Raw genomic sequence first — 19,017 nt, forward strand, 5'->3', positions numbered from 1 at the left:
GATTATTGATTATTTTAGTGCTTTTTCAAGTTCTTTTTTCCAATTGTTGTAGGCATCCTGATATTCCGCTTTTTTACCTGCATCCGGTTCTACGGTTTCCAGTTTGGTAAGGTTCGCAAACGCTTCTTTTGCCGATGCGTAATATCCCGAACCGATTCCTGCACCGCGTGCTGCTCCCACTGAGCCATCAGTGTTGTACAGTTCAATTGTGGCGCCGGTAACTCCGGCCAGCGTTTTGCGGAATATCGGACTCAGGAACATGTTGGCTTTTCCGGCGCGAATCACTTTGGCATCGATTCCGGTGTTTTGCATAATGTCCATTCCATATTTGAATGAAAAGACAATGCCTTCCTGGGCTGCCCTTAGCAAATGCTCTTTTTTATGAATATTGAAGTTGATTCCGTTAAAAACTGAGCCGATGTTCCGGTTGTTCAGCACACGTTCTGCACCATTTCCAAAAGGCAAAATGGTTACTCCTTTCGAGCCGATGGGAACTTCTGCTGCCAGTTGGTTCATTTCGTCGTATGAAAGGTTTTCGCCCACCAGCCGTTTCAGCCAGGCGTTGAGAATGCCGGTTCCATTGATGCAGAGTAATACGCCAAGTCGCGGATTTTCTGCTGAATGATTCACATGGGCAAAAGTATTCACACGCGATTGCGGGTCGTATTTAATCTCGTCGCTCACGCCGTAAACCACGCCCGACGTACCTGCTGTTGCCGCAATTTCTCCCGGGTTCAGTACATTCAGCGAAAGGGCATTATTAGGTTGGTCGCCGGCACGGTAGCTCACTTTTGTTTTGGGCGAAAGTCCCAGTTCTTCAGCTACTTTCGGGTTGAGTTGTGCCTGCACCGCAAACGTGGGCACAATTTCAGGAATAATATCTTTTGTAAAACCATAGTTTTCAAAAAGCGAATCTGAAAGGCTGTTTGTTTTGAAATCCCACATGATGCCTTCGGAAAGTCCGCTGACGGTTGTCTGAATTTCACCGGAGAGTTTCATAGCAATGTAATCGCCAGGAAGCATGATTTTATAAACCTTTTCGAAAAGCGCGGGCTCGTTGTCTTTTACCCATTTTAGTTTTGAGGCGGTAAAATTGCCCGGCGAATTGAGCAGGCTGGAAAGGCAACGCTGTGCCCCAATTTCTTCAAATGCTTTGTCGCCAATGGCCGCAGCCCGGCTGTCGCACCAGATAATGGACGGACGAATCACTTTGTGGTTTTTGTCCACCATTACTAATCCGTGCATTTGGTACGAAATACCGATGGATTCGATGCTCTCCGGATTTACTCCCGATTCTTTCAAAACATCGGCCAGGGCCAGTTTCAGGTTTTTCCACCACAATTCGGGTTCCTGCTCGGCCCATCCAGCCTGGTGGGCGGTTATCTGCATTTCTTCTTTGGGATAAAACGAAGAGGCCACACAATTGCCGTTTTCTCCGTTCACCAGCGAAACTTTAACCGATGAACTTCCGATGTCGAATCCAAGTAGATACATGATATTAAATATTTTACGTTTTAAAATTCAATTGAACTGTTCTGTTCTGGTATGCTTTCAAAAATAACTGCAAATTACCTGCTTTCAAAATAGAAAAAAATGTTTTATAACATGTTTTTAAAGCGACGATCTTAATTTCAAAGTAGTTGGCACTTCAAACCGCATAAACTCACCGGTTATCACAAATTCGGCGGCTTTTCGGCCCATCAATTCAAAATCGGTGGAAATGACGGTGATGCCGTTTTTTACATATTTTTTCATGGGGGTTTCGTTGTAGGAAATGACACCCACATCGCGGCCGGGTTCAAATGTTTTTTCGGAGCACTGGTCCAGGAAACCGGCAAGGGTGCGGTCGCTCACCAAAAAGTAAAGCGCTCCTTTTTTGATTTTGAACATTTCTTCTTCGAAAATGACCGAATGTTTTAATCCGAAATCGGTACAAAATTTTCCGAAATAGTGAATCGAATCTTTGGGATGATAGGTAAATGCCGGATAATAATAAATGAACTCCTTATACCGTGAAATTTTTTCATGGTTTTTTGCCAGGCAATCGTAAACCGGCTGACCAAAATTTTGAAAAACGGCTGAATGCTTTTCGGTGGCATAAATATTCCAGTCGATAACCAGCAGTTGTTCTGCTGGAATTTTCTGAATAATTCCCGGGATTTTAGGGTGGTCGAAATTCATGATAATGTACTTGCTGTATTTTCCGAGACTCTCAAACACAATTTTTTCAAACTGGTTGATGTTGTAATGGTGAAAATGCAAATCGACGCCGATGTTTTTCGGAAGATGTTTTAAAAACGAACCGTAAAGTACTTCTTTGTATGCTTTAAACGTGTCGAGAAACAAAAGAACCTTTGTGATCTTCCGGGTTACAAAATACCCGCGATTGGGAACCGATTCCACCACGCCGCGTTTTTTTAGTTCTGCATAAGCTTTAAAAACGGTGTCGCGCGAAAGGTTGCTTTCTTTCATTATCTGGTTTACCGAGGGCAGCATTTCTCCGGCTTTCAACTGGTTCCGGCTGATGGCGTCTAAAATGGCATCCACCAGTTGCTGGAATTTCAGGGAATTTGAATTGTCATCAACACTAAATTTTAATTCAGTCATGGGTTTCTTTTTACCAGAACAGCAACCGTTCTGTTCTGTTCTACAAAACTAAAAATTAAAATGAATGACAAAAAACAATAGATGTAACAATGCTGCGTTAATAGAAAAGGATAAGGGAAAAGTTACAACCTCAGAGTGGTTAAGTTTGGTCAGCATTACTTCTTATTAATTGTAGTAACTTGTTCCTTATCCTTTTTTAATTGCCTAAAGGTAAAAGATAATTTCCAAAATCAAAAATCAATTTTTAACTTTCGCCAAATCAAAAACCAAAAAAAAAGATGATACGTGATTTAATCATTAAAAACCGCAGTTACAGAAGGTTCAATCCTTCGGTTAAAATTGAAAAAGCACAGATTGAAAAATGGATTGACCTGGCCCGGCTTTCGCCGAGTGGCCGGAATATGCAGCCACTAAAATATGTGATTTCTACCAGTGAAAAAATCAACAGCCAGATATTTCCAAATTTGGGCTGGGCAGGTTATTTAAAAGACTGGAGCGGACCTGCTGAAAATGAACGTCCGGTGGCTTATGTTGCGGTTATCCTGGATAAAAAACTTGCCGAAAATTATTACTGCGACGATGGAATTGCTCTTCAAAGTATTTTGTTGGGCGCAGTTGAGGATGGTTTTGGGGGGTGCATTATTGGCTCAGTAAACAAAAGTAAAGTGGCTAAAATTTTGAATCTCCCGGAAAATCTCGAAATTTTATATATGCTGGCACTGGGCAAACCATCAGAAAAAGTGGAACTTGAAACGGCTAAAAACGGTGAGATTAAATACTGGCGCGATAAAAATGAAGTACACCACGTTCCCAAACGTCCGTTGGAGGAGTTAATATTCAAATCAGTATAAAAAGAAAGAGGCCGCAGAATAAATCTGACAGCCTCTGCTTTTGTTTAACCTTAAAATTAACCCCTTATAAAAAGCGCTTTTATAATATGTGACGCTACTTTCGGATTTTCTTTTAACCGGCGCGTGGAATAATTGAACCATTGTTTTCCGAACGGTACGTAAACCCGCATTTTATGGCCGCGGTCAATAATTGATTGCCGCAATTCGGGCGTTACGCCATAAAGCATCTGAAATTCATACATGCTTTTGGAAACCTGGTATTTCTCAATAAGTTGGTAAGCATTTTCTACTAAGTATTGGTCGTGCGTGGCAATTCCTGCATATATTTTATTTTTAAACATAAATTCCAGGTCTTCCAAATAATGTGCTCTAACCTCGTCGTATTTTTTGTAGGCAATCTTTTCAGGTTCAATATAAATTCCCTTACATAACCTGAAATTTAACGGGGTATTTTCTGTGTGCAATGGTAAAAGCGATTCCAGATCGGAAAGGGTGCGGCGCAGATATGACTGAACCACCAGGCCAACATTTTTTGGAAATTCGCGGTGTAATTTCCGGAACAGTTTAATTTCACGATCAACACACTGCGAATCTTCCATATCTATTCGGACAAAGCTATTCTTTCCGGCAGCAAGCGAAACAACTTCCCGAATATAACGGTAGCAGGTTTCTTCTTCAATTAGCAACCCAAACATGGTTGGTTTTAATGAAAAGTTACCGCTGATATTTTCAGATGTAAAACGCTCAATAATTTGAAGATACTCTATTTTATTTGCTTCTGCCTCTTCGAGTGTTTCTATAAACTCGCCCAACAAATCAATGGTTACTTCAATGTTTTGCTGATTTAAAAGCTTCGAAGCAAGCAAACCTTCATCAATGGATTCGCCTGCAATGTAACGCCTGGAGAAAACCCAAACCAGTTTTTTAGGCATGTAGGGCAATATATTTGCAATTAATTTGTTCAACATTCTAAATTTTAACGTTTTTATAAAAATTCGGATAAGGTAAAAATACAATGTGTGGCTGCTTTATTTCAATGATGTTTATCAGTGGTTACTTATGATTTTCCACAGGTTTTTTATGAAAAGTTTTGATTGATAGAATGATAAAAAAAGTGACATTTACCCCTGTTGCATTACTTTGAAAAAATTATCTTTGCGCCACTAAAGACGAAATTAAATTTGTAGTATAAAATGAAAGGATCATCATTAATTGTTTCTGTTTTAGCTTTAATAGCTGTAGCAATTTTATATGTTTTGTATTTTACACAAAGCAATGAAACGGGTGAATCACCTAACGAAAGTAAGATTAATTCCAATGTAAGTAGTTCATTCAAAATTGCTTACGTGAAAGCTGATTCAGTAATTCTGAACTATGAACTGGCCCAGGACCTGCACGACGACTTCACCAAAAAGCAGGAAGCTTACAACAGTGAGTTCGGAACAAAACGTCAGTCGTTTGAACGTGAAGCTGCTGCTTTTCAGGAGAAACTGCAGCGTGGCGGATTTCTTACCGAACAACGTGCCATTCAGGAACGTGACCGTTTGGTAGGAAAAGAGCAGGAAATTTTGCAGCTCGACCAGGACCTTTCAGGAAAACTGGCAGAATTACAGGCAGCAAACAATAAACAAATTCTGGATAGTTTGTTAAATTATTTAGAGGAATACAATAAAAATAAAAAGTACGATTACATTTTAAACGGAGGGGAAATTCTTGTGGGGAATGAATCCCATAATATTACTGCCGAAGTTCTGAAGGCTTTGAATGAGCGTTATTCCAAAACGCAATAGCGAAAAATATTATTGAAATCCGGGGCCAGCCCCGGATTTTTTTTGCTTAAATTGCACTTTTTGCAAGTTTTAATAACGGCCATGTTTGCAAATAATTACCTAAAAAAGAATGCAGTCCCCGTTTTGGTTCCTGAAATCCCAAATACCCATACGGAAATTTCTGTAGTGATTCCCTGTTATCGCGAACCTGAAATTATCCAAACCTTAAAATCACTTTTATTATGTCGTTTACCTGATTCAGGAGTTGAAGTTATCATTTTAATTAATCATTCTGAAACTGCCTCTGAAGTTGAAAAACTCCAAAATCGGCAAACAAAAAGTGAGATTAAAAAGTGGATTTCGGAAAACCCAAAGGAAGGAATTGCATTTTTTGTAGTTGGCCCGGTTGAACTGCGCAAAAAATGGGCTGGCGCCGGACTTGCCCGAAAAAGCGGGATGGATGAGGCCATCCGGCGTTTTAACCATTTAAACAGACCTGAAGGAATCCTCGTTTCGCTGGATGCCGACACCCTGGTGGAAGAAAATTATTTGGTTGAAATTGAAAACTATTTTAAGCAGAATCCTAATCAAGTGGGAGCTACCATAACTTTTTCGCATCAAACTGAAGGGCTTGAAAAGAAGCATTTGGAAGGAACTCAGCTTTATGAAAAATATATGGATTATTACAAAAAAGCGCTGGAATTTGCCGGTTATCCGTATCCAATGTTCACTGTTGGTTCGGCCTTTGCTGTAAAAGCCGAAGCGTATGTGAAACGTGGCGGCATGAACCGCAGACAGGCTGGCGAAGATTTTTATTTTCTGCAAAATCTGGTACAGATTGGACCTGTTGGCGAAATTACCGGAACCACAGTATATCCCTCGGCCCGTTTGTCCGACCGGGTTCCATTTGGCACCGGGCCAGTTTTGCAAAAGTGGATGAATGGAGAGGAAGACCTGACCAAAACTTACAACTTTCAGGCATTTGCCGATTTGAAACAGTTTTTCAAGGTTAAAAACAATTTTTTCCATAGTTCAGAAACAACCTTTCAAAAGTTACTGGAGAAATTACCCGTTTCCGTTGCAGAATTTTTGAAAGAGGATAATTTTTGGCTTGAAATCAGCGATTTAAATAATAACTGTTCATCTCTGAAAACCTTTCAAAATCGTTTTTTTCAGAAGTTCAATGCCTTTAAAATTTTGAAATTCCTGAATTTTTCTCACGGAAAATATTATAACAAGGCCGATCTTGAGGCTCAAATTTTTCAACTTCAGAAATTCTGAGAAACTGTGTGTTTTTCAGTGAAAAATGCGCCATTGATACTTTTTTTAATCGCAAAAATAATAGTGTTATTCCTGAAATTCAGTTTGATAAATTACTGTAAGCAAGGAATGATTTGTACCGAATTAATTATTACCAATCACTTTAAAATCTGCTTTTTCTATTCGGATATCAAGTTCATTAATTGGTTTTTCAGAGCGAAAAGCAATCAAACCGGCAACCTGGTCGCCAGGCCGGATTATTTTTTCGGCAATATTGAAAAGATAAAGTTCTTTTTGAATAAGATTTAAACCATCAAGCGGATCCCGGTCTTTGTCTGTTTTTCGTATATGATCATCTTTGTCATCATCGAATCCATCTCCATCAAAATCCTGAGATGATTCGTCAAGCAGGTTCACAATGCCGGCATAAATCACGATAGCCACAATAGCAACAGGGATAATGTAAACGGCAGTTGGAAACTTTTTGCTTTTTAACTTTTTCGATGCCAACTGATTGTTTACCATTTCCAGTTTATTTCCATTTGCAAAAAATGCAAACTGACTTCCATGCAAATTTTGGTCTGAATTGTTGATTATTTTTACCTGCAAAACCTGGACATTATTTCGTTTAGCCCAGCCTTTTTTAATATTGTTTTCACCATAACGGATTTGATCTGACGAATAAGAAAAAGTAATATCTTCTCTTAAAACTATTGGTTTAGTACTTGCGAGTTTAATTGAATCTTCCAGAGGTTTACATCCCCAGAGAAGAACTGAAAACAGAAGGAAAATTGAAAAGGTTTTTTTCATTTTTAAGGAAGAAAAAATTAATTCATAAAAGAAAACCACCGTCTCTGATTTTATCAGGTGCAGTGGTTTTTTTATCGGGCACGGGCAAAAAAATAGGAAATCGATTTTATTTCAGCCCATTTGCCAGCATGTAATAAATTTCGTTCCAGCGCAATTCTTTTTTGAATGCGGTTAAATCGGTATTTTTATCGATGACTATAAATTCAACGTCTGCATATTCAGCAAACGTTTCAATGTATTCCGGTGTAAGTGCCAGCGTGAAAGCCGAGTGGTGCGTTCCTCCGGCATAAATCCATGCAGCGGCGCCGTCGGCCAGGTTCGGATGCGTCTTCCAGAAGGCGGAAGCTACCGGAAGTTTGGGCATTTTTTCCAACGGTTCAATCACATCTAATGTGTTTACAATGAGCCGGAAACGGTTGCCCATGTCGATTAACGTTACGTTCATGGCATCGCCTGTTGCGCTTTCGAAAATGAGGCGTGCCGGAGCATCTTTTCCGCCAATTCCTAGAGGCTGAACTTCCAGTCGCGGTTTTTTTGCTGCAATACTTGGGCAAATTTCCAGCATGTGGGCGCCCAGAACCGCTTCGTTTGCCGGGTCGAGGTGGTAGGTGTAATCTTCCATAAATGAACTACCGCCCGGCATTCCTTCCGACATGGTTTTGATGATGCGCAGCATGGCCGCCTGTTTCCAGTCACCTTCGGCGCCGAAACCGTAGCCGGCAGCCATTAGTCGCTGTGAGGCCAGTCCAGGCAGCTGGTCGAGGCCGGTGAGGTTTTCGAAGTTGGTGGTGAAAGCCTTAAAGTTGCCGTCTTCCATAAACCGCTTCATGGCAATTTCGTACCGCGCCTGAACTCGTACATTTTCGTGGAATTCGCCTCCCGGTTTGCAATTTTCAGCCACATCGTAAAGCGATTCATATTTCTGATAAAGTGCATCTACTTCTGAATCATTTACTTTTTCCACATATTCCACCAAATCGCCCACACCGTAGGCCGAAATTTGCCAGCCAAATTTTATCTGGGCTTCCACTTTGTCGCCCTCGGTAACAGCCACTTCGCGCATGTTGTCGCCAAAGCGGGCAACTTTCAAGCCTTGTGAATCGTGCCAGCCAATGGCGGTGCGGCACCAAACGGCAACCTGGTTTTGTACTTTTTCATCTTTCCAGTGGCCAACCACCACCTTGCGGTTTTTGCGCATGCGGGTGTTAATGAATCCGTATTCGCGGTCGCCATGGGCGCTTTGATGCAGGTTCATGTAGTCCATGTCAATTTCGCTCCAGGGCAAATCGCGGTTGAACTGTGTATGAAGGTGCATGTAAGGTTTGTTAAGTACTTTCAGTCCGCCAATCCACATTTTGGCTGGCGAAAAAGTGTGCATCCAGGTTATTAGGCCAATGCATTTTTTGTCGGCACTGGCCTGCACACAAATGTCCAAAATTTCATCCGGCGTTTTCACGACAGGTTTGAAAACAATCTGAACGGGCATTTTCCCCGAGGCGTTCAAACCTTTTACAATTTCTGCCGAATCGGCATCAACCTGCTTTAATGTTTCTTCTCCGTATAAATGCTGGCTTCCGGTTATAAACCAGATTTCCAGCGTGTTAAAATCAGTCATGGTTTATTTCTTTTTAATTTTAGCTAAAAGTAGGAAATATATTTTAAAAGTAAAAACTACATTTTAAATATTTCAGTCACACAATATGTAGTTGTCGCGCCGCGGGTTTACCAGCAAAACCGGCAATTTTCCTGAGTTGCGGATTATTTTTCGTTCAGGAAGACCAATCAGCCAGTCGAGGGGAGTAATTACAGAACTTCCAAGTAAAATCAGTAAATCAGCTTTTTCTGAAAGTGCAAATTCCAGGGCTTCGAAACTGTTTTGCAAACTGGACTTTTGTCCTTTAAACATTTTATGTTTTATATTAAACTTGAGGTAAAGTTTTTTTGCTAGGGATACATTACGGGCTATCTGTTTTTGTGATTCTTTATTCTTTTCGTTTGCTGCAATGGCAATTATTTCTGATTGGTTAAACCGCCCGAACCACGAACTCCAAAGCGTAGAATCACTGTTTTCTTTGCGTAAATCGATTGGAAAAATAATGTTTTTGAAAGAAGATACCGGACTTTCGGAATGAACAAACAGAAAGGGTACCGGACTTTCGGTTAATGCTTTGGAGAATTTTTTGAACTGCCCTGCGTCGGCAACAAAAAGTATGGCTTCGTAATCATCTGCCAAAATATCAGGTACTTCACGCAGATTTTCTTGTATGAGTAAAATCGAAATTTTTAAAGCCGGAATTTCTTTTTTGAGTGGAATTGTATATTCAGCCAGTTTATTTTTAAATGCTTCGCTCTGTTTCGAATTTTTGTAATTCAACCGATAAACCAGGCAAAGTTCCTTTTTAAAAACAGAAGCCAGTTTTATGCCGTTTAAAATGAGACTTTTATCGGCAGGTGTAAAGGTTATAAAAACGATTATCTTCTGCTCTTTCTTTTCGTTCATTGAAAATGTTTGGCCAAAAATAGAGATTTCCTTTTAGTGGAGAAAACCACAGATTGAATAATGTCAGGAATCAGTGTATTCAAAATATGTACATTTATGCCGGATAAACTGTATGGCATGGTAAACGAAAAGCTTTTCAAACCTGATAGTATAGCGGTAATAGGTGCTTCAAACAACATTATGAAGCCCGGAGGAAAAATTGTGAAAAATCTCACTGAACATTTCTATAAGGGGAAAATTTATGTGGTCAATCCCAAAGAAACCGATATCCAGGGAATTCCTGCCTTTTCAGATGTGGCAGATTTACCGAACGTTGATTTGGCTATTCTGGCCATTCCAGCTCAGTTTTGTTTACAGGCAGTAAAAGTTTTAGCATCCCAAAAAAATACAAAAGCGTTTATCATCATTTCGGCTGGTTTTGGCGAAACAAATGAGGATGGTAAAAAGCTGGAGAAGCAGATTGTGGATGTGGTTAACTTGCACAATGCCTGCCTGATTGGCCCCAACTGCATTGGTGTGATGACACCTCACCATGCCAGTGTTTTTACCACACCCATTCCGCCGCTTACTCCCCACGGCTGTGATTTCATTTCGGGCTCAGGTGCTACGGCCGTTTTTATTATGGAATCGGGAATTCCCAAAGGGCTTCGGTTTGCCAATGTATTTTCGGTGGGTAACAGCGCTCAAACCGGAGTGGAGGATGTTTTGGCCTATCTGGACGAAAACTATAAACCGGGTGTAAGTTCACGAGTTAAATTGCTGTATATCGAAAATATTGATAATCCCGACAAATTGCTTTTTCATGCTTCTTCGCTTATCCGTAAAGGTTGTAAAATTGCTGCCATTAAAGCCGGAAGTTCAAAAGCCGGCAGCCGGGCGGCATCGTCGCATACCGGCGCGCTAACCAGCTCGGACGCTGCGGTTGAAGCGCTTTTCAGAAAAGCTGGTATTGTTCGCTGTTTTGGGCGCGAGGAGCTGACCACCGTGGCCAATGTTTTTATGTGTAAAGAGCTGAAAGGTCGGAAACTGGCCATTATTACCCATGCCGGCGGTCCGGGTGTGATGCTTACCGATGCACTGGAAGACGGTGGCCTGAAAATTCCGCAAATTTCAGATTCGCCTGAAAAAGAAGCTTTAAAAAAGAAATTGTTTCCCGGTTCGTCGGTGGAAAATCCGATTGATTTTTTGGCCACCGGAACAGCCGAACAACTGGGTGAAATTGTAGATGCCTGCGAAAACGATTTCGATGTGGACGGCATGGCTGTGATTTTTGGCAGCCCCGGACTTTTCCCCATTCGCGATGTTTACGAGGTGCTCGATAAAAAAATGAAAAAATGCAAAAAACCGGTTTACCCGATTTTGCCATCTATTATTAATGTGAAGGAAGATGTTTCCTATTTTCTTTCGCATGGGAATGTGAATTTTCCTGATGAGGTTTTGCTTGGTCGTGCACTCACTAAAGTGATTCATACACCCCCTCCGGCAACATCCGAAGTTTTTTTGAAGGGAATTGATGTGGATGCCATCAGAAACATCATTGAAAATGCAGAAAACGGATACCAGCCGCCTGAAATTATTCACCGGTTGTTCGATGCAGCCGGAATTCCCAGGGTAAAGGAAATTGTAGCCAAAACGGAAACAGAAGCGGTGCTGGCAGCTATGAATATTGGTTTCCCGGTGGTAATGAAAGTAGTTGGTCCGGTGCATAAAACCGATGTTGGAGGTGTGATACTGAATGTTCGAAATATTGACCGTGTTCGAAAAGAATTTCACCACCTGAAGGAAATTGAAGGGGTGGAAAGTGTTTTGGTGGCGCAAATGGCATCGGGACTGGAACTTTTTCTGGGTGCAACCTACGAGCAGAATTTCGGGCATGTGGTACTTTGCGGACTGGGAGGAATTTATGTGGAAGTTTTAAAGGATGTGGCATCAGGTTTGGCTCCGCTTTCCAAAAAGGAGGCAAAATCGATGCTGAGACAGTTAAAATCGTACAAACTGATGAAAGGGTACCGGCGGCAGGAAGGGGTAAATATTCCGCTTTTCGAAGAAATTATCGTCCGGCTTTCCAGTTTATTGCGACAAGCCACAGAAATCAAGGAACTCGACATCAATCCCCTGCTTGGCAACAAAAAGGAAATTCTGGCAGTGGATGCGCGCATTCGGATTGAAAAATAAAACCCGGTCTTACTTTTTAAGCAGTTCTGCCGTTTTTTCAATGTATTTCTGAAATTCTTCCTCGTTAAATCCCACCGAAGAAACCACAATTTTTCCCGTTTTATCGATAATAAAATTGCGGGGGATATTCTGACCGGCATATTTCGAATAGATTTCCCTCTTCGGATCGGGATAAAACGGCAGGTTAAAATTTTGCTCTTTTTTGAATTTGTTTATTTCTTCCCATGAATGTTCCCGGCCAATGACCAGCAGTTCAAAGTCATTTCGGTTACCAAACTTTTCGTAAACGTCTTTCTGCAGATGTGGCAACTCTTTCCGGCAGGGGCCGCACCAGGTGGCAAAAAAGGTAATCCAGACCACTTTGCCTTTCAATTGGGAAAGTTTTTGGGTTTTCCCGTCATTCATTTCGTAAGTAAAATCGGGCGCCGGCTGGCCTTCTTTTGCCAGGGTAAACTGGTCCTGCGCAAAAAGTTGAACAATACCAAAAAGGAATGTTAAAATCAGTAGTGAAAGTTTTGTTTTCATTTTTGAATGGGTAAAAAGTCATAGCATCACTTCAAGTGATACTATGACTATTGTGGATTTTGAATTAAATCGAATCAATAGTGTGAAACCAAAAATTCGTTTACGGCAATTTCAATACGCTGCTTGATTTTCGAAGTGTCCGACTTTTCAAATGTATCGCCGGTAATGTTTTCGAAAAGTTCAATGTACCTTTCGGAAACAGAGTTCACAAATTCTTCTGACATTGCGGGAACAGTTTGGCCTTCTTTACCCTGAAACCCGTTGGCAATGAGCCATTGACGCACAAATTCCTTCGAAAGCTGTTTTTGCGGCTCATTGGCTGCAAGTCGCTGTTCGTAACCTTTGGCATAAAAATAACGTGATGAATCGGGTGTGTGAATTTCATCGATGAGGTAAATTTTGCCGTCTTTTTTCCCGAATTCGTATTTGGTATCTACCAGAATGAGTCCTTTTTCGGCGGCAATTTCAGTTCCGCGCTGAAACAGTTTGCGGGTGTAATCTTCAAGCATTTCGTATTCAGTCTTGTCCACCAAACCCTGTGCAATTATTTCTTCGCGCGAAATATCTTCATCGTGGCCGGTTTCTGCTTTGGTAGTTGGTGTAAGAATAGGCTCATCAAACTTTTGATTTTCCTTCATTCCTTCGGGAAGTGGAATGCCACACAGCGAGCGTTTTCCTGCTTTGTATTCGCGCCACGCATGGCCGGTTAAGTAGCCGCGGATAACCATCTCCACTTTGTACGGTTCGCACATGTGGCCCACTGTTACATTGGGGTCGGGCGAAGCAATTTTCCAGTTGGGTACAATGTCGGCAGTGGCATCCAGAAATTTTTCTGCTATCTGGTTCAGCACCTGACCTTTGTATGGAATTCCTTCGGGCAACACCACATCGAAAGCCGAAATGCGGTCGGAAACCACCATCACCAGCAAATCGTTGTTGATGTTATACACATCGCGTACTTTCCCATGATACACACTTCTTTGTCCAGGAAATTGAAAATCAGTTTTTGTTAATGCGTTACTCATTGCTATTAATTTTAAATTGTTTTTAATTTTTCCTTTTAAGTCCTAATCTTTTGCCTTCTCTTTTGCCTTTTCCCTGGCATTCTCCTCTGCCTCAGCCTTATCCTCGTAATATTTTGAATACGCATCAACAATATCCCTTACCAGCCGGTGGCGCACAATATCGTTTGTATTGAATTGAACAACAGAAATGGATTCAATGTTCTGAAGCAGTTTCATAGCGAAAATTAACCCTGAGTTGCTCCGTCTGGGCAAGTCAATCTGGGTTACATCGCCGGTGACTATAAATTTGGCATTTAGTCCCATTCGGGTTAAAAACATTTTCAACTGGTTGATGGTGGTGTTTTGTGCTTCATCCAGAATAACAAACGCATTGCTGAGGGTTCGACCACGCATAAAGGCCAGTGGGGCAATTTCTATGATGCCATCCTTCATGAAATCTTCCAGTTTTCGCGGTGGAATCATATCCTGCAACGCATCGTACAAAGGTTGCAGGTAGGGGTCGATTTTTTCTTTCAAATCGCCGGGCAAAAAACCCAGGTTTTCACCCGCTTCAACTGCTGGCCGGCTCAGAATAATTTTTTTGATTTCCCGGTTTTTCAGGGCGCGAACCGCCAAGGCAATTGCGGTGTAGGTTTTTCCGGTTCCTGCCGGACCAATGGCAAAAATCAGATCGTTTTTATTGCATTCATCAACTAAAACCCGCTGGTTCGGAGTTCGTGCCCGCACCGGTTTTCCGCTGTTCCCAAATACAATAATGTCTTTTTCGGTAGTTCCGTTTTCTTCCATTGACGAAAATCCCGAAGAAAAAATCTGAAGGATGGTTTCTTCTGTGATAACATTAAACTGGTAATAGTGATCGAGAAGTTGCGCAAATTTTTTTTCAAAGTTATTCAGCTCTTTTTCTTCTCCCTGAATGTAAAGCAGATGACCTCGTGCGGTAAGATTTATTTTTGGGAACAACGACTTAATGAGGTTCATTTTTACGTTGTTTATCCCAAAAAACTCCAGCGGGTCAATCCCTTCCAAATGAATTTGTTTCTCCAATATATCTTTTTAAAATGTTAATTGCCGCTCAAAATTACAAAATTTAAATCGAAATTTGATTGTGGAAAACTAAACGGAAAAAACCGGGCCGAAGTTTTACAGAATGGTTAATTTCGTTGAAATTTTACTGGTATGGAACGAAAAGTAAAGGCATTTAAGGAATTACTCGATATTATGGACGAACTGCGGGAAAAATGCCCGTGGGACAGGGAACAAACGCTGGAATCGCTCAGGAAACTGACCATCGAAGAAACATATGAACTGGGGGATGCAATCTTGAAAAACAATTTGCAGGAGATAAAAAAAGAACTGGGCGATTTGATGTTGCACATTGTATTTTATGCCAAAATCGGTTCTGAAAAAGGAGCTTTCGATATGGGTGATGTGCTGGAAGGAATCAATAAAAAACTGATTTACCGGCACCCACATGTTTTTGGCGATGTTGATGTTGACGGTTCGTCTAAAAAAGTGGAAGAAAACTGGGAAGCACTGAAACTGAAAGAAAAAGGTGGAAACAAAAGGGTTTTGGAAGGAGTTCCTGTCGCCATGCCTGCGTTGGTAAAAGCCAACCGCATTCAGGAAAAAGCCAGTGGTGTGGGTTTCGATTGGGAATATAAAGAGCAGGTTTGGGATAAAGTGAAGGAAGAAGTGAATGAACTCAGCCATGAAATAGACAAGGTTGACAAAGATAAAATTGAAGCCGAGTTTGGCGACCTGTTTTTTGCCATGGTAAATGCTGCCCGGCTTTACGGAGTTGACCCCGAAGCTGCTTTGGAACGCACAAATCTGAAATTTATCAAACGATTCAACTATTTGGAAAGTAAAACTTTAATGGAAGGGAAAAATCTGCACAATATGTCGCTTGCCGAAATGGATGAGATTTGGGAAGAGGCGAAAAAGGACGATTAGGTTTTCCGAAAAAGGATTCTGTTGATATTTAAATAGGTTTAAATTGTTGATTTTGAATAGTATTGAACAATTCCGATCAAGATTTTGTTTCATTAATTATTTTATTCACCTCAATTTATAACCGATGAAAAAAGCAGTACGATTTTTTGTAGCCCTTACAATCCTTATTTCCGGTATTTTGCTTGTGAGTTGTTCAAAAGACGATGAAACGCCCGGAGAATTTTACATGCGGTTTAAAGCAAATGGAACACTTGTGGAATACACAAACCAGTTAGGACTTTCAGCCGGATTCGCTCAAAGCGGTAATCAGTATGTAGCCACAATCAGCGGATGGAACGACGCCAGTTCCAATTTTTCATTGTTATTGTATAATAATGCTCCGATTACCGAAAGTACCTTCAGCGGTTATTCGGTTTCTGTTGACGGAACTGTTGGAGTGCTTTTAGCCCATAAAGAAAAAGATTCCGGAGCTGTTTTCAGTTCCGGAGTAACTGCTGACTACGATGCCAGGGTTACTCTTTCAGAAATAACTGAAACCGGAGTAAAAGGCACCTTCAGCGGTTTAATAAAAGCCACCGGCCAATCCGATATAAGCATTACCGAAGGTACATTTTTCGTAAAACGGGTTTTAAATTAAACATTCTGAAATCTGCCTTCCCAAAAGAGTTGTGTTTTTAATGGATTCATTATCTTTGCACCTCTTTTAAAAAGAATGTAAAACATGATTAATATTACGCTTCCTGATAACAGTGTGAAAGAATTTCCGGAACCGGTTACCGGTTTGGAAATTGCACAGTCCATTTCGCCCCGGCTGGCAAAAGATGTTTTGTCGGTTTCGGTGAATGGTGAAATTTGGGATTTGACCCGGAAAATTACTGAAGATGCAGCAATAAAACTTCACACGTGGGACGATCGGCAAGGACAGGAAGCATTCTGGCACTCATCTGCACACCTTATGGCCGAAGCCATCGAACATTTTTACCCGGGCACCAAATTCGGCATTGGGCCAACTGTTGATGTTGGTTTTTATTACGATATTGCCCTGCCCAATGGACAGCAACTTACTGAAAAAGATTTGCAGAAAATTGAGCAGAAAATGCTGGAACTGGCTCGTCAGAAAAACGAAATCGTGCGTAAAGAAATTTCCAAAAAAGATGCGATGGAAATGTTCACCGCCAAAAATGACGAATTAAAGCAGGAATTGATCGGTGAATTGGAAGACGGAACCATTACTTTGTACAATCAGGGTAATTTTACCGATTTATGTCGTGGTCCGCACTTGCCGAACACAGGTTACATAAAAGCCATAAAACTCACTTCTATTGCCGGCGCTTACTGGCGTGGTAACGAAAAAAACCAGATGCTTACCCGTGTTTACGGGGTCACTTTCCCCAAACAAAAAATGCTGGAAGAGTACCTGGTGATGCTGGAAGAAGCCAAAAAACGCGACCACCGCAAAATTGGCAAAGAGATGGAGCTTTTTACCTTTTCCGAAGCAGTAGGGCAGGGGTTACCGTTATGGTTGCCCAAAGGTGCCCAGTTGCGAATGCAACTGGAAGATTTCCTGAAAAAGGTTCAGAAAATGTATGGTTACGACCAGGTGATTACACCACATATTGGCGATGTAAATCTTTATAAAATTTCAGGCCATTATGAAAAATACGGGAAAGATTCGTTTCAACCTATAAAAACGCCTGCTGAAGGTGAAGAGTATTTGTTGAAACCGATGAACTGCCCGCATCATTGTGAAATTTACAAGGCAAAACCACATTCATACAAAGACCTGCCCATTCGGATGGCAGAATTCGGAACGGTTTATCGTTACGAACAAAGTGGCGAGTTGCACGGACTGACCCGCGTGCGCGGTTTTACACAAGACGATGCGCATATTTTCTGCCGTCCCGACCAGTTAAAAGATGAATTCAAAAAAGTAATAGATATTATTTTTATCATTTTTAAAGCACTGAGTTTTGATGATTACACAGCCCAAATATCGCTGCGAGACCCGGAAACTCCGGAAAAATACATTGGCAAAGCCGAAAACTGGGACAAGGCCGAGCAGGCAATTATTGAGGCTTGTGAAGAAAAAGGATTGAAAACCGTTACTGAAAAAGGAGAAGCTGCTTTTTACGGCCCTAAGCTCGATTTTATGATTAAGGATGCACTGGGACGGAGTTGGCAATTGGGCACCATTCAGGTGGATTATAATCTTCCTGAGCGGTTTGAGCTCGAATATATTGGCGCTGATGATAACCGGCACCGGCCAGTAATGATTCATCGTGCCCCGTTCGGATCGATGGAACGTTTTGTGGCTGTGCTGATTGAGCACACCGCCGGGAAATTCCCGCTGTGGCTTGCTCCCGAACAGGCGGTTGTTTTACCAATCAGTGAAAAGTATAATGAATATGCTCAAAAAGTTTCAAGTTTGCTAAATAATTCCGATATTCGCACCCTCGTTGACGATCGTAATGAAAAGATTGGTAGAAAGATACGCGATAACGAACTGAAAAGAATACCTTATTTACTGATTGTTGGCGAAAAAGAACAAGAATCGGAAACGGTTTCAGTTCGGCGACAGGGTGAAGGAGATATGGGAGTAAAACAAATTGGTGAGTTTGCCGGTTTTGTTGAAGATGAAGTTAGAGGTCAATTATCCGGATTGTATAACTAACTAAATAATAGGAGGATTTAACTATAGCTATTAAAAGAAGAGGAGGAGGCCGTCCTTTCATGAGAAGGGATACAGCGCCACAACACAGAATTAACAGGAATATTACCTCACCGCAGGTACGTTTGGTTGGCGAAAACATCGAAAATCAAGGTGTTTACCCATTAAGAGATGCGTTAAGAATGGCCGACGAGTTGGAGTTGGATTTGGTGGAAATTTCGCCAAAAGCCGATCCGCCGGTTTGTAAAATTACCGACTATTCCAAGTTTCTTTATCATCAGAAAAAGAAACAAAAGGAAATGAAGGCCAAAGCGGTTAAAGTAGTCGTTAAAGAAATCCGCTTCGGACCGCAAACCGACGAACACGACTTCGAGTTTAAAATGAGGCACGCCGAAAAGTTTCTGAAAGATGGAGCAAAGGTTAAAGCCTACGTGTTTTTTAAAGGCAGGTCGATTTTGTTTAAGGAGCAGGGCGAAATATTGCTGCTCAGACTGGCCACCGAACTCGAGGATTTGGGCACCGTTGAGCAAATGCCCAAACTGGAAGGAAAACGAATGATAATGATGATTTCACCTAAAAAGAAATAATACAGTTCTTTGATAACATTTTAACAAAGTAGGATTATGCCAAAAATGAAAACAAATTCCGGCGCCAAAAAACGTTTCAGGCTTACCGGAACAGGGAAAATTAAAAGGAAACATGCCTACAAAAGCCACATTTTGACTAAAAAAAGTACAAAGCGTAAACGTAATCTTACCTATTGGGCTATCATTGATAAGACCAATGAGGATAACGTGAAGCAAATGTTGGCCATGAAGTAAAATCCTTTTAAAAATTAAAAAGAGTAATTAACCAGGTTATTGTGCTTTAAAGT

At 41.2% G+C, this 19,017-nt stretch carries 18 protein-coding genes; 9 read left to right on the plus strand and 9 right to left on the minus strand.

Translation table 11 applies throughout. The features are described 5' to 3' along the window. Window positions 1-9: 9 nt before the first annotated feature. The gene (locus tag ACESMA_RS11040) at window positions 10-1,494 is read right to left on the minus strand and encodes a xylulokinase (RefSeq protein ID WP_372948872.1); all 1,485 of its coding nucleotides are present in this window, start codon (window positions 1,492-1,494) and stop codon (window positions 10-12) included. Between the two features lie 117 nt (window positions 1,495-1,611). Continuing rightward, window positions 1,612-2,607: a GntR family transcriptional regulator gene (locus ACESMA_RS11045; RefSeq protein ID WP_372948873.1), complete on the minus strand. Its 996-nt coding sequence runs from the start codon at window positions 2,605-2,607 to the stop codon at window positions 1,612-1,614. Between the two features lie 278 nt (window positions 2,608-2,885). Here ACESMA_RS11045 and ACESMA_RS11050 point away from each other — a divergent pair, with 278 nt between their 5' ends. Beyond that, on the plus strand, window positions 2,886-3,458 hold the full coding sequence (locus ACESMA_RS11050) for a nitroreductase family protein (protein WP_372948874.1): 573 nt from the start codon (window positions 2,886-2,888) through the stop codon (window positions 3,456-3,458). Window positions 3,459-3,514: 56 nt separating this feature from the next. On the opposite strand, the gene ACESMA_RS11055 is transcribed toward ACESMA_RS11050, so the two are convergent. Then, the gene (locus ACESMA_RS11055; RefSeq protein ID WP_372948875.1) at window positions 3,515-4,426 is read right to left on the minus strand and encodes a proline dehydrogenase family protein; all 912 of its coding nucleotides are present in this window, start codon (window positions 4,424-4,426) and stop codon (window positions 3,515-3,517) included. A 225-nt stretch (window positions 4,427-4,651) separates the two neighbouring features. Here ACESMA_RS11055 and ACESMA_RS11060 point away from each other — a divergent pair, with 225 nt between their 5' ends. Next, window positions 4,652-5,248 (plus strand): OmpH family outer membrane protein, encoded by a 597-nt coding sequence (locus tag ACESMA_RS11060; protein ID WP_372948876.1) that lies wholly within the window; start codon window positions 4,652-4,654, stop codon window positions 5,246-5,248. A gap of 60 nt (window positions 5,249-5,308) precedes the next feature. Further along, window positions 5,309-6,508 (plus strand): glycosyltransferase, encoded by a 1,200-nt coding sequence (locus tag ACESMA_RS11065; RefSeq protein ID WP_372948877.1) that lies wholly within the window; start codon window positions 5,309-5,311, stop codon window positions 6,506-6,508. Between the two features lie 123 nt (window positions 6,509-6,631). On the opposite strand, the gene ACESMA_RS11070 is transcribed toward ACESMA_RS11065, so the two are convergent. From ACESMA_RS11070 to ACESMA_RS11080, 3 genes are all read right to left on the minus strand, one after another. Then, window positions 6,632-7,297 (minus strand): hypothetical protein, encoded by a 666-nt coding sequence (locus ACESMA_RS11070; protein WP_372948878.1) that lies wholly within the window; start codon window positions 7,295-7,297, stop codon window positions 6,632-6,634. 106 nt (window positions 7,298-7,403) lie between these two features. Beyond that, window positions 7,404-8,912, minus strand: coding sequence for an L-arabinose isomerase (gene araA / locus ACESMA_RS11075; RefSeq protein WP_372948879.1), 1,509 nt, complete (start codon window positions 8,910-8,912; stop codon window positions 7,404-7,406). Between the two features lie 72 nt (window positions 8,913-8,984). Continuing rightward, the gene (locus ACESMA_RS11080) at window positions 8,985-9,797 is read right to left on the minus strand and encodes a hypothetical protein (protein WP_372948880.1); all 813 of its coding nucleotides are present in this window, start codon (window positions 9,795-9,797) and stop codon (window positions 8,985-8,987) included. A gap of 96 nt (window positions 9,798-9,893) precedes the next feature. On the opposite strand from ACESMA_RS11080, the gene ACESMA_RS11085 reads away from it, so the two are divergent. After that, complete coding sequence (locus tag ACESMA_RS11085) at window positions 9,894-11,972, plus strand: acetate--CoA ligase family protein (protein WP_372948881.1); 2,079 nt, start codon at window positions 9,894-9,896, stop codon at window positions 11,970-11,972. A gap of 9 nt (window positions 11,973-11,981) precedes the next feature. Here the strand turns inward: ACESMA_RS11085 and ACESMA_RS11090 are convergent, their stop codons facing one another. From ACESMA_RS11090 to ACESMA_RS11100, 3 genes are all read right to left on the minus strand, one after another. Further along, window positions 11,982-12,497, minus strand: a complete 516-nt coding sequence (locus ACESMA_RS11090) for a TlpA family protein disulfide reductase (RefSeq protein WP_372948882.1) — start codon at window positions 12,495-12,497, stop codon at window positions 11,982-11,984. 74 nt (window positions 12,498-12,571) lie between these two features. Next, entirely contained in the window at window positions 12,572-13,522 is a 951-nt protein-coding gene (locus ACESMA_RS11095; protein ID WP_372948883.1) for a phosphoribosylaminoimidazolesuccinocarboxamide synthase, read from the minus strand. A gap of 42 nt (window positions 13,523-13,564) precedes the next feature. Further along, a complete protein-coding gene (locus ACESMA_RS11100; protein WP_372948884.1) occupies window positions 13,565-14,566 on the minus strand; it encodes a PhoH family protein in 1,002 nt (333 codons plus the stop codon). Window positions 14,567-14,698: 132 nt separating this feature from the next. Between ACESMA_RS11100 and mazG the strand changes: the two genes are divergently transcribed. From mazG to rpmI, 5 genes are all read left to right on the plus strand, one after another. Further along, entirely contained in the window at window positions 14,699-15,475 is a 777-nt protein-coding gene (mazG, locus tag ACESMA_RS11105) for a nucleoside triphosphate pyrophosphohydrolase (protein WP_372948885.1), read from the plus strand. A 124-nt stretch (window positions 15,476-15,599) separates the two neighbouring features. Beyond that, window positions 15,600-16,112 carry a hypothetical protein gene (locus tag ACESMA_RS11110; protein WP_372948886.1) on the plus strand — a complete coding sequence of 171 codons (513 nt, stop codon included), beginning with the start codon at window positions 15,600-15,602 and terminating at the stop codon, window positions 16,110-16,112. Between the two features lie 84 nt (window positions 16,113-16,196). After that, on the plus strand, window positions 16,197-18,146 hold the full coding sequence (thrS, locus tag ACESMA_RS11115; protein ID WP_372948887.1) for a threonine--tRNA ligase: 1,950 nt from the start codon (window positions 16,197-16,199) through the stop codon (window positions 18,144-18,146). A 59-nt stretch (window positions 18,147-18,205) separates the two neighbouring features. Continuing rightward, window positions 18,206-18,730, plus strand: coding sequence for a translation initiation factor IF-3 (infC, locus tag ACESMA_RS11120; RefSeq protein ID WP_372948888.1), 525 nt, complete (start codon window positions 18,206-18,208; stop codon window positions 18,728-18,730). Window positions 18,731-18,766: 36 nt separating this feature from the next. Continuing rightward, window positions 18,767-18,964: a 50S ribosomal protein L35 gene (gene rpmI / locus ACESMA_RS11125; RefSeq protein ID WP_372948889.1), complete on the plus strand. Its 198-nt coding sequence runs from the start codon at window positions 18,767-18,769 to the stop codon at window positions 18,962-18,964. Window positions 18,965-19,017 lie beyond the last annotated feature (53 nt).

The sequence above is a fragment of the Mariniphaga sp. genome, from assembly GCF_041687215.1.
GTDB lineage: Bacteria > Bacteroidota > Bacteroidia > Bacteroidales > Prolixibacteraceae > Mariniphaga.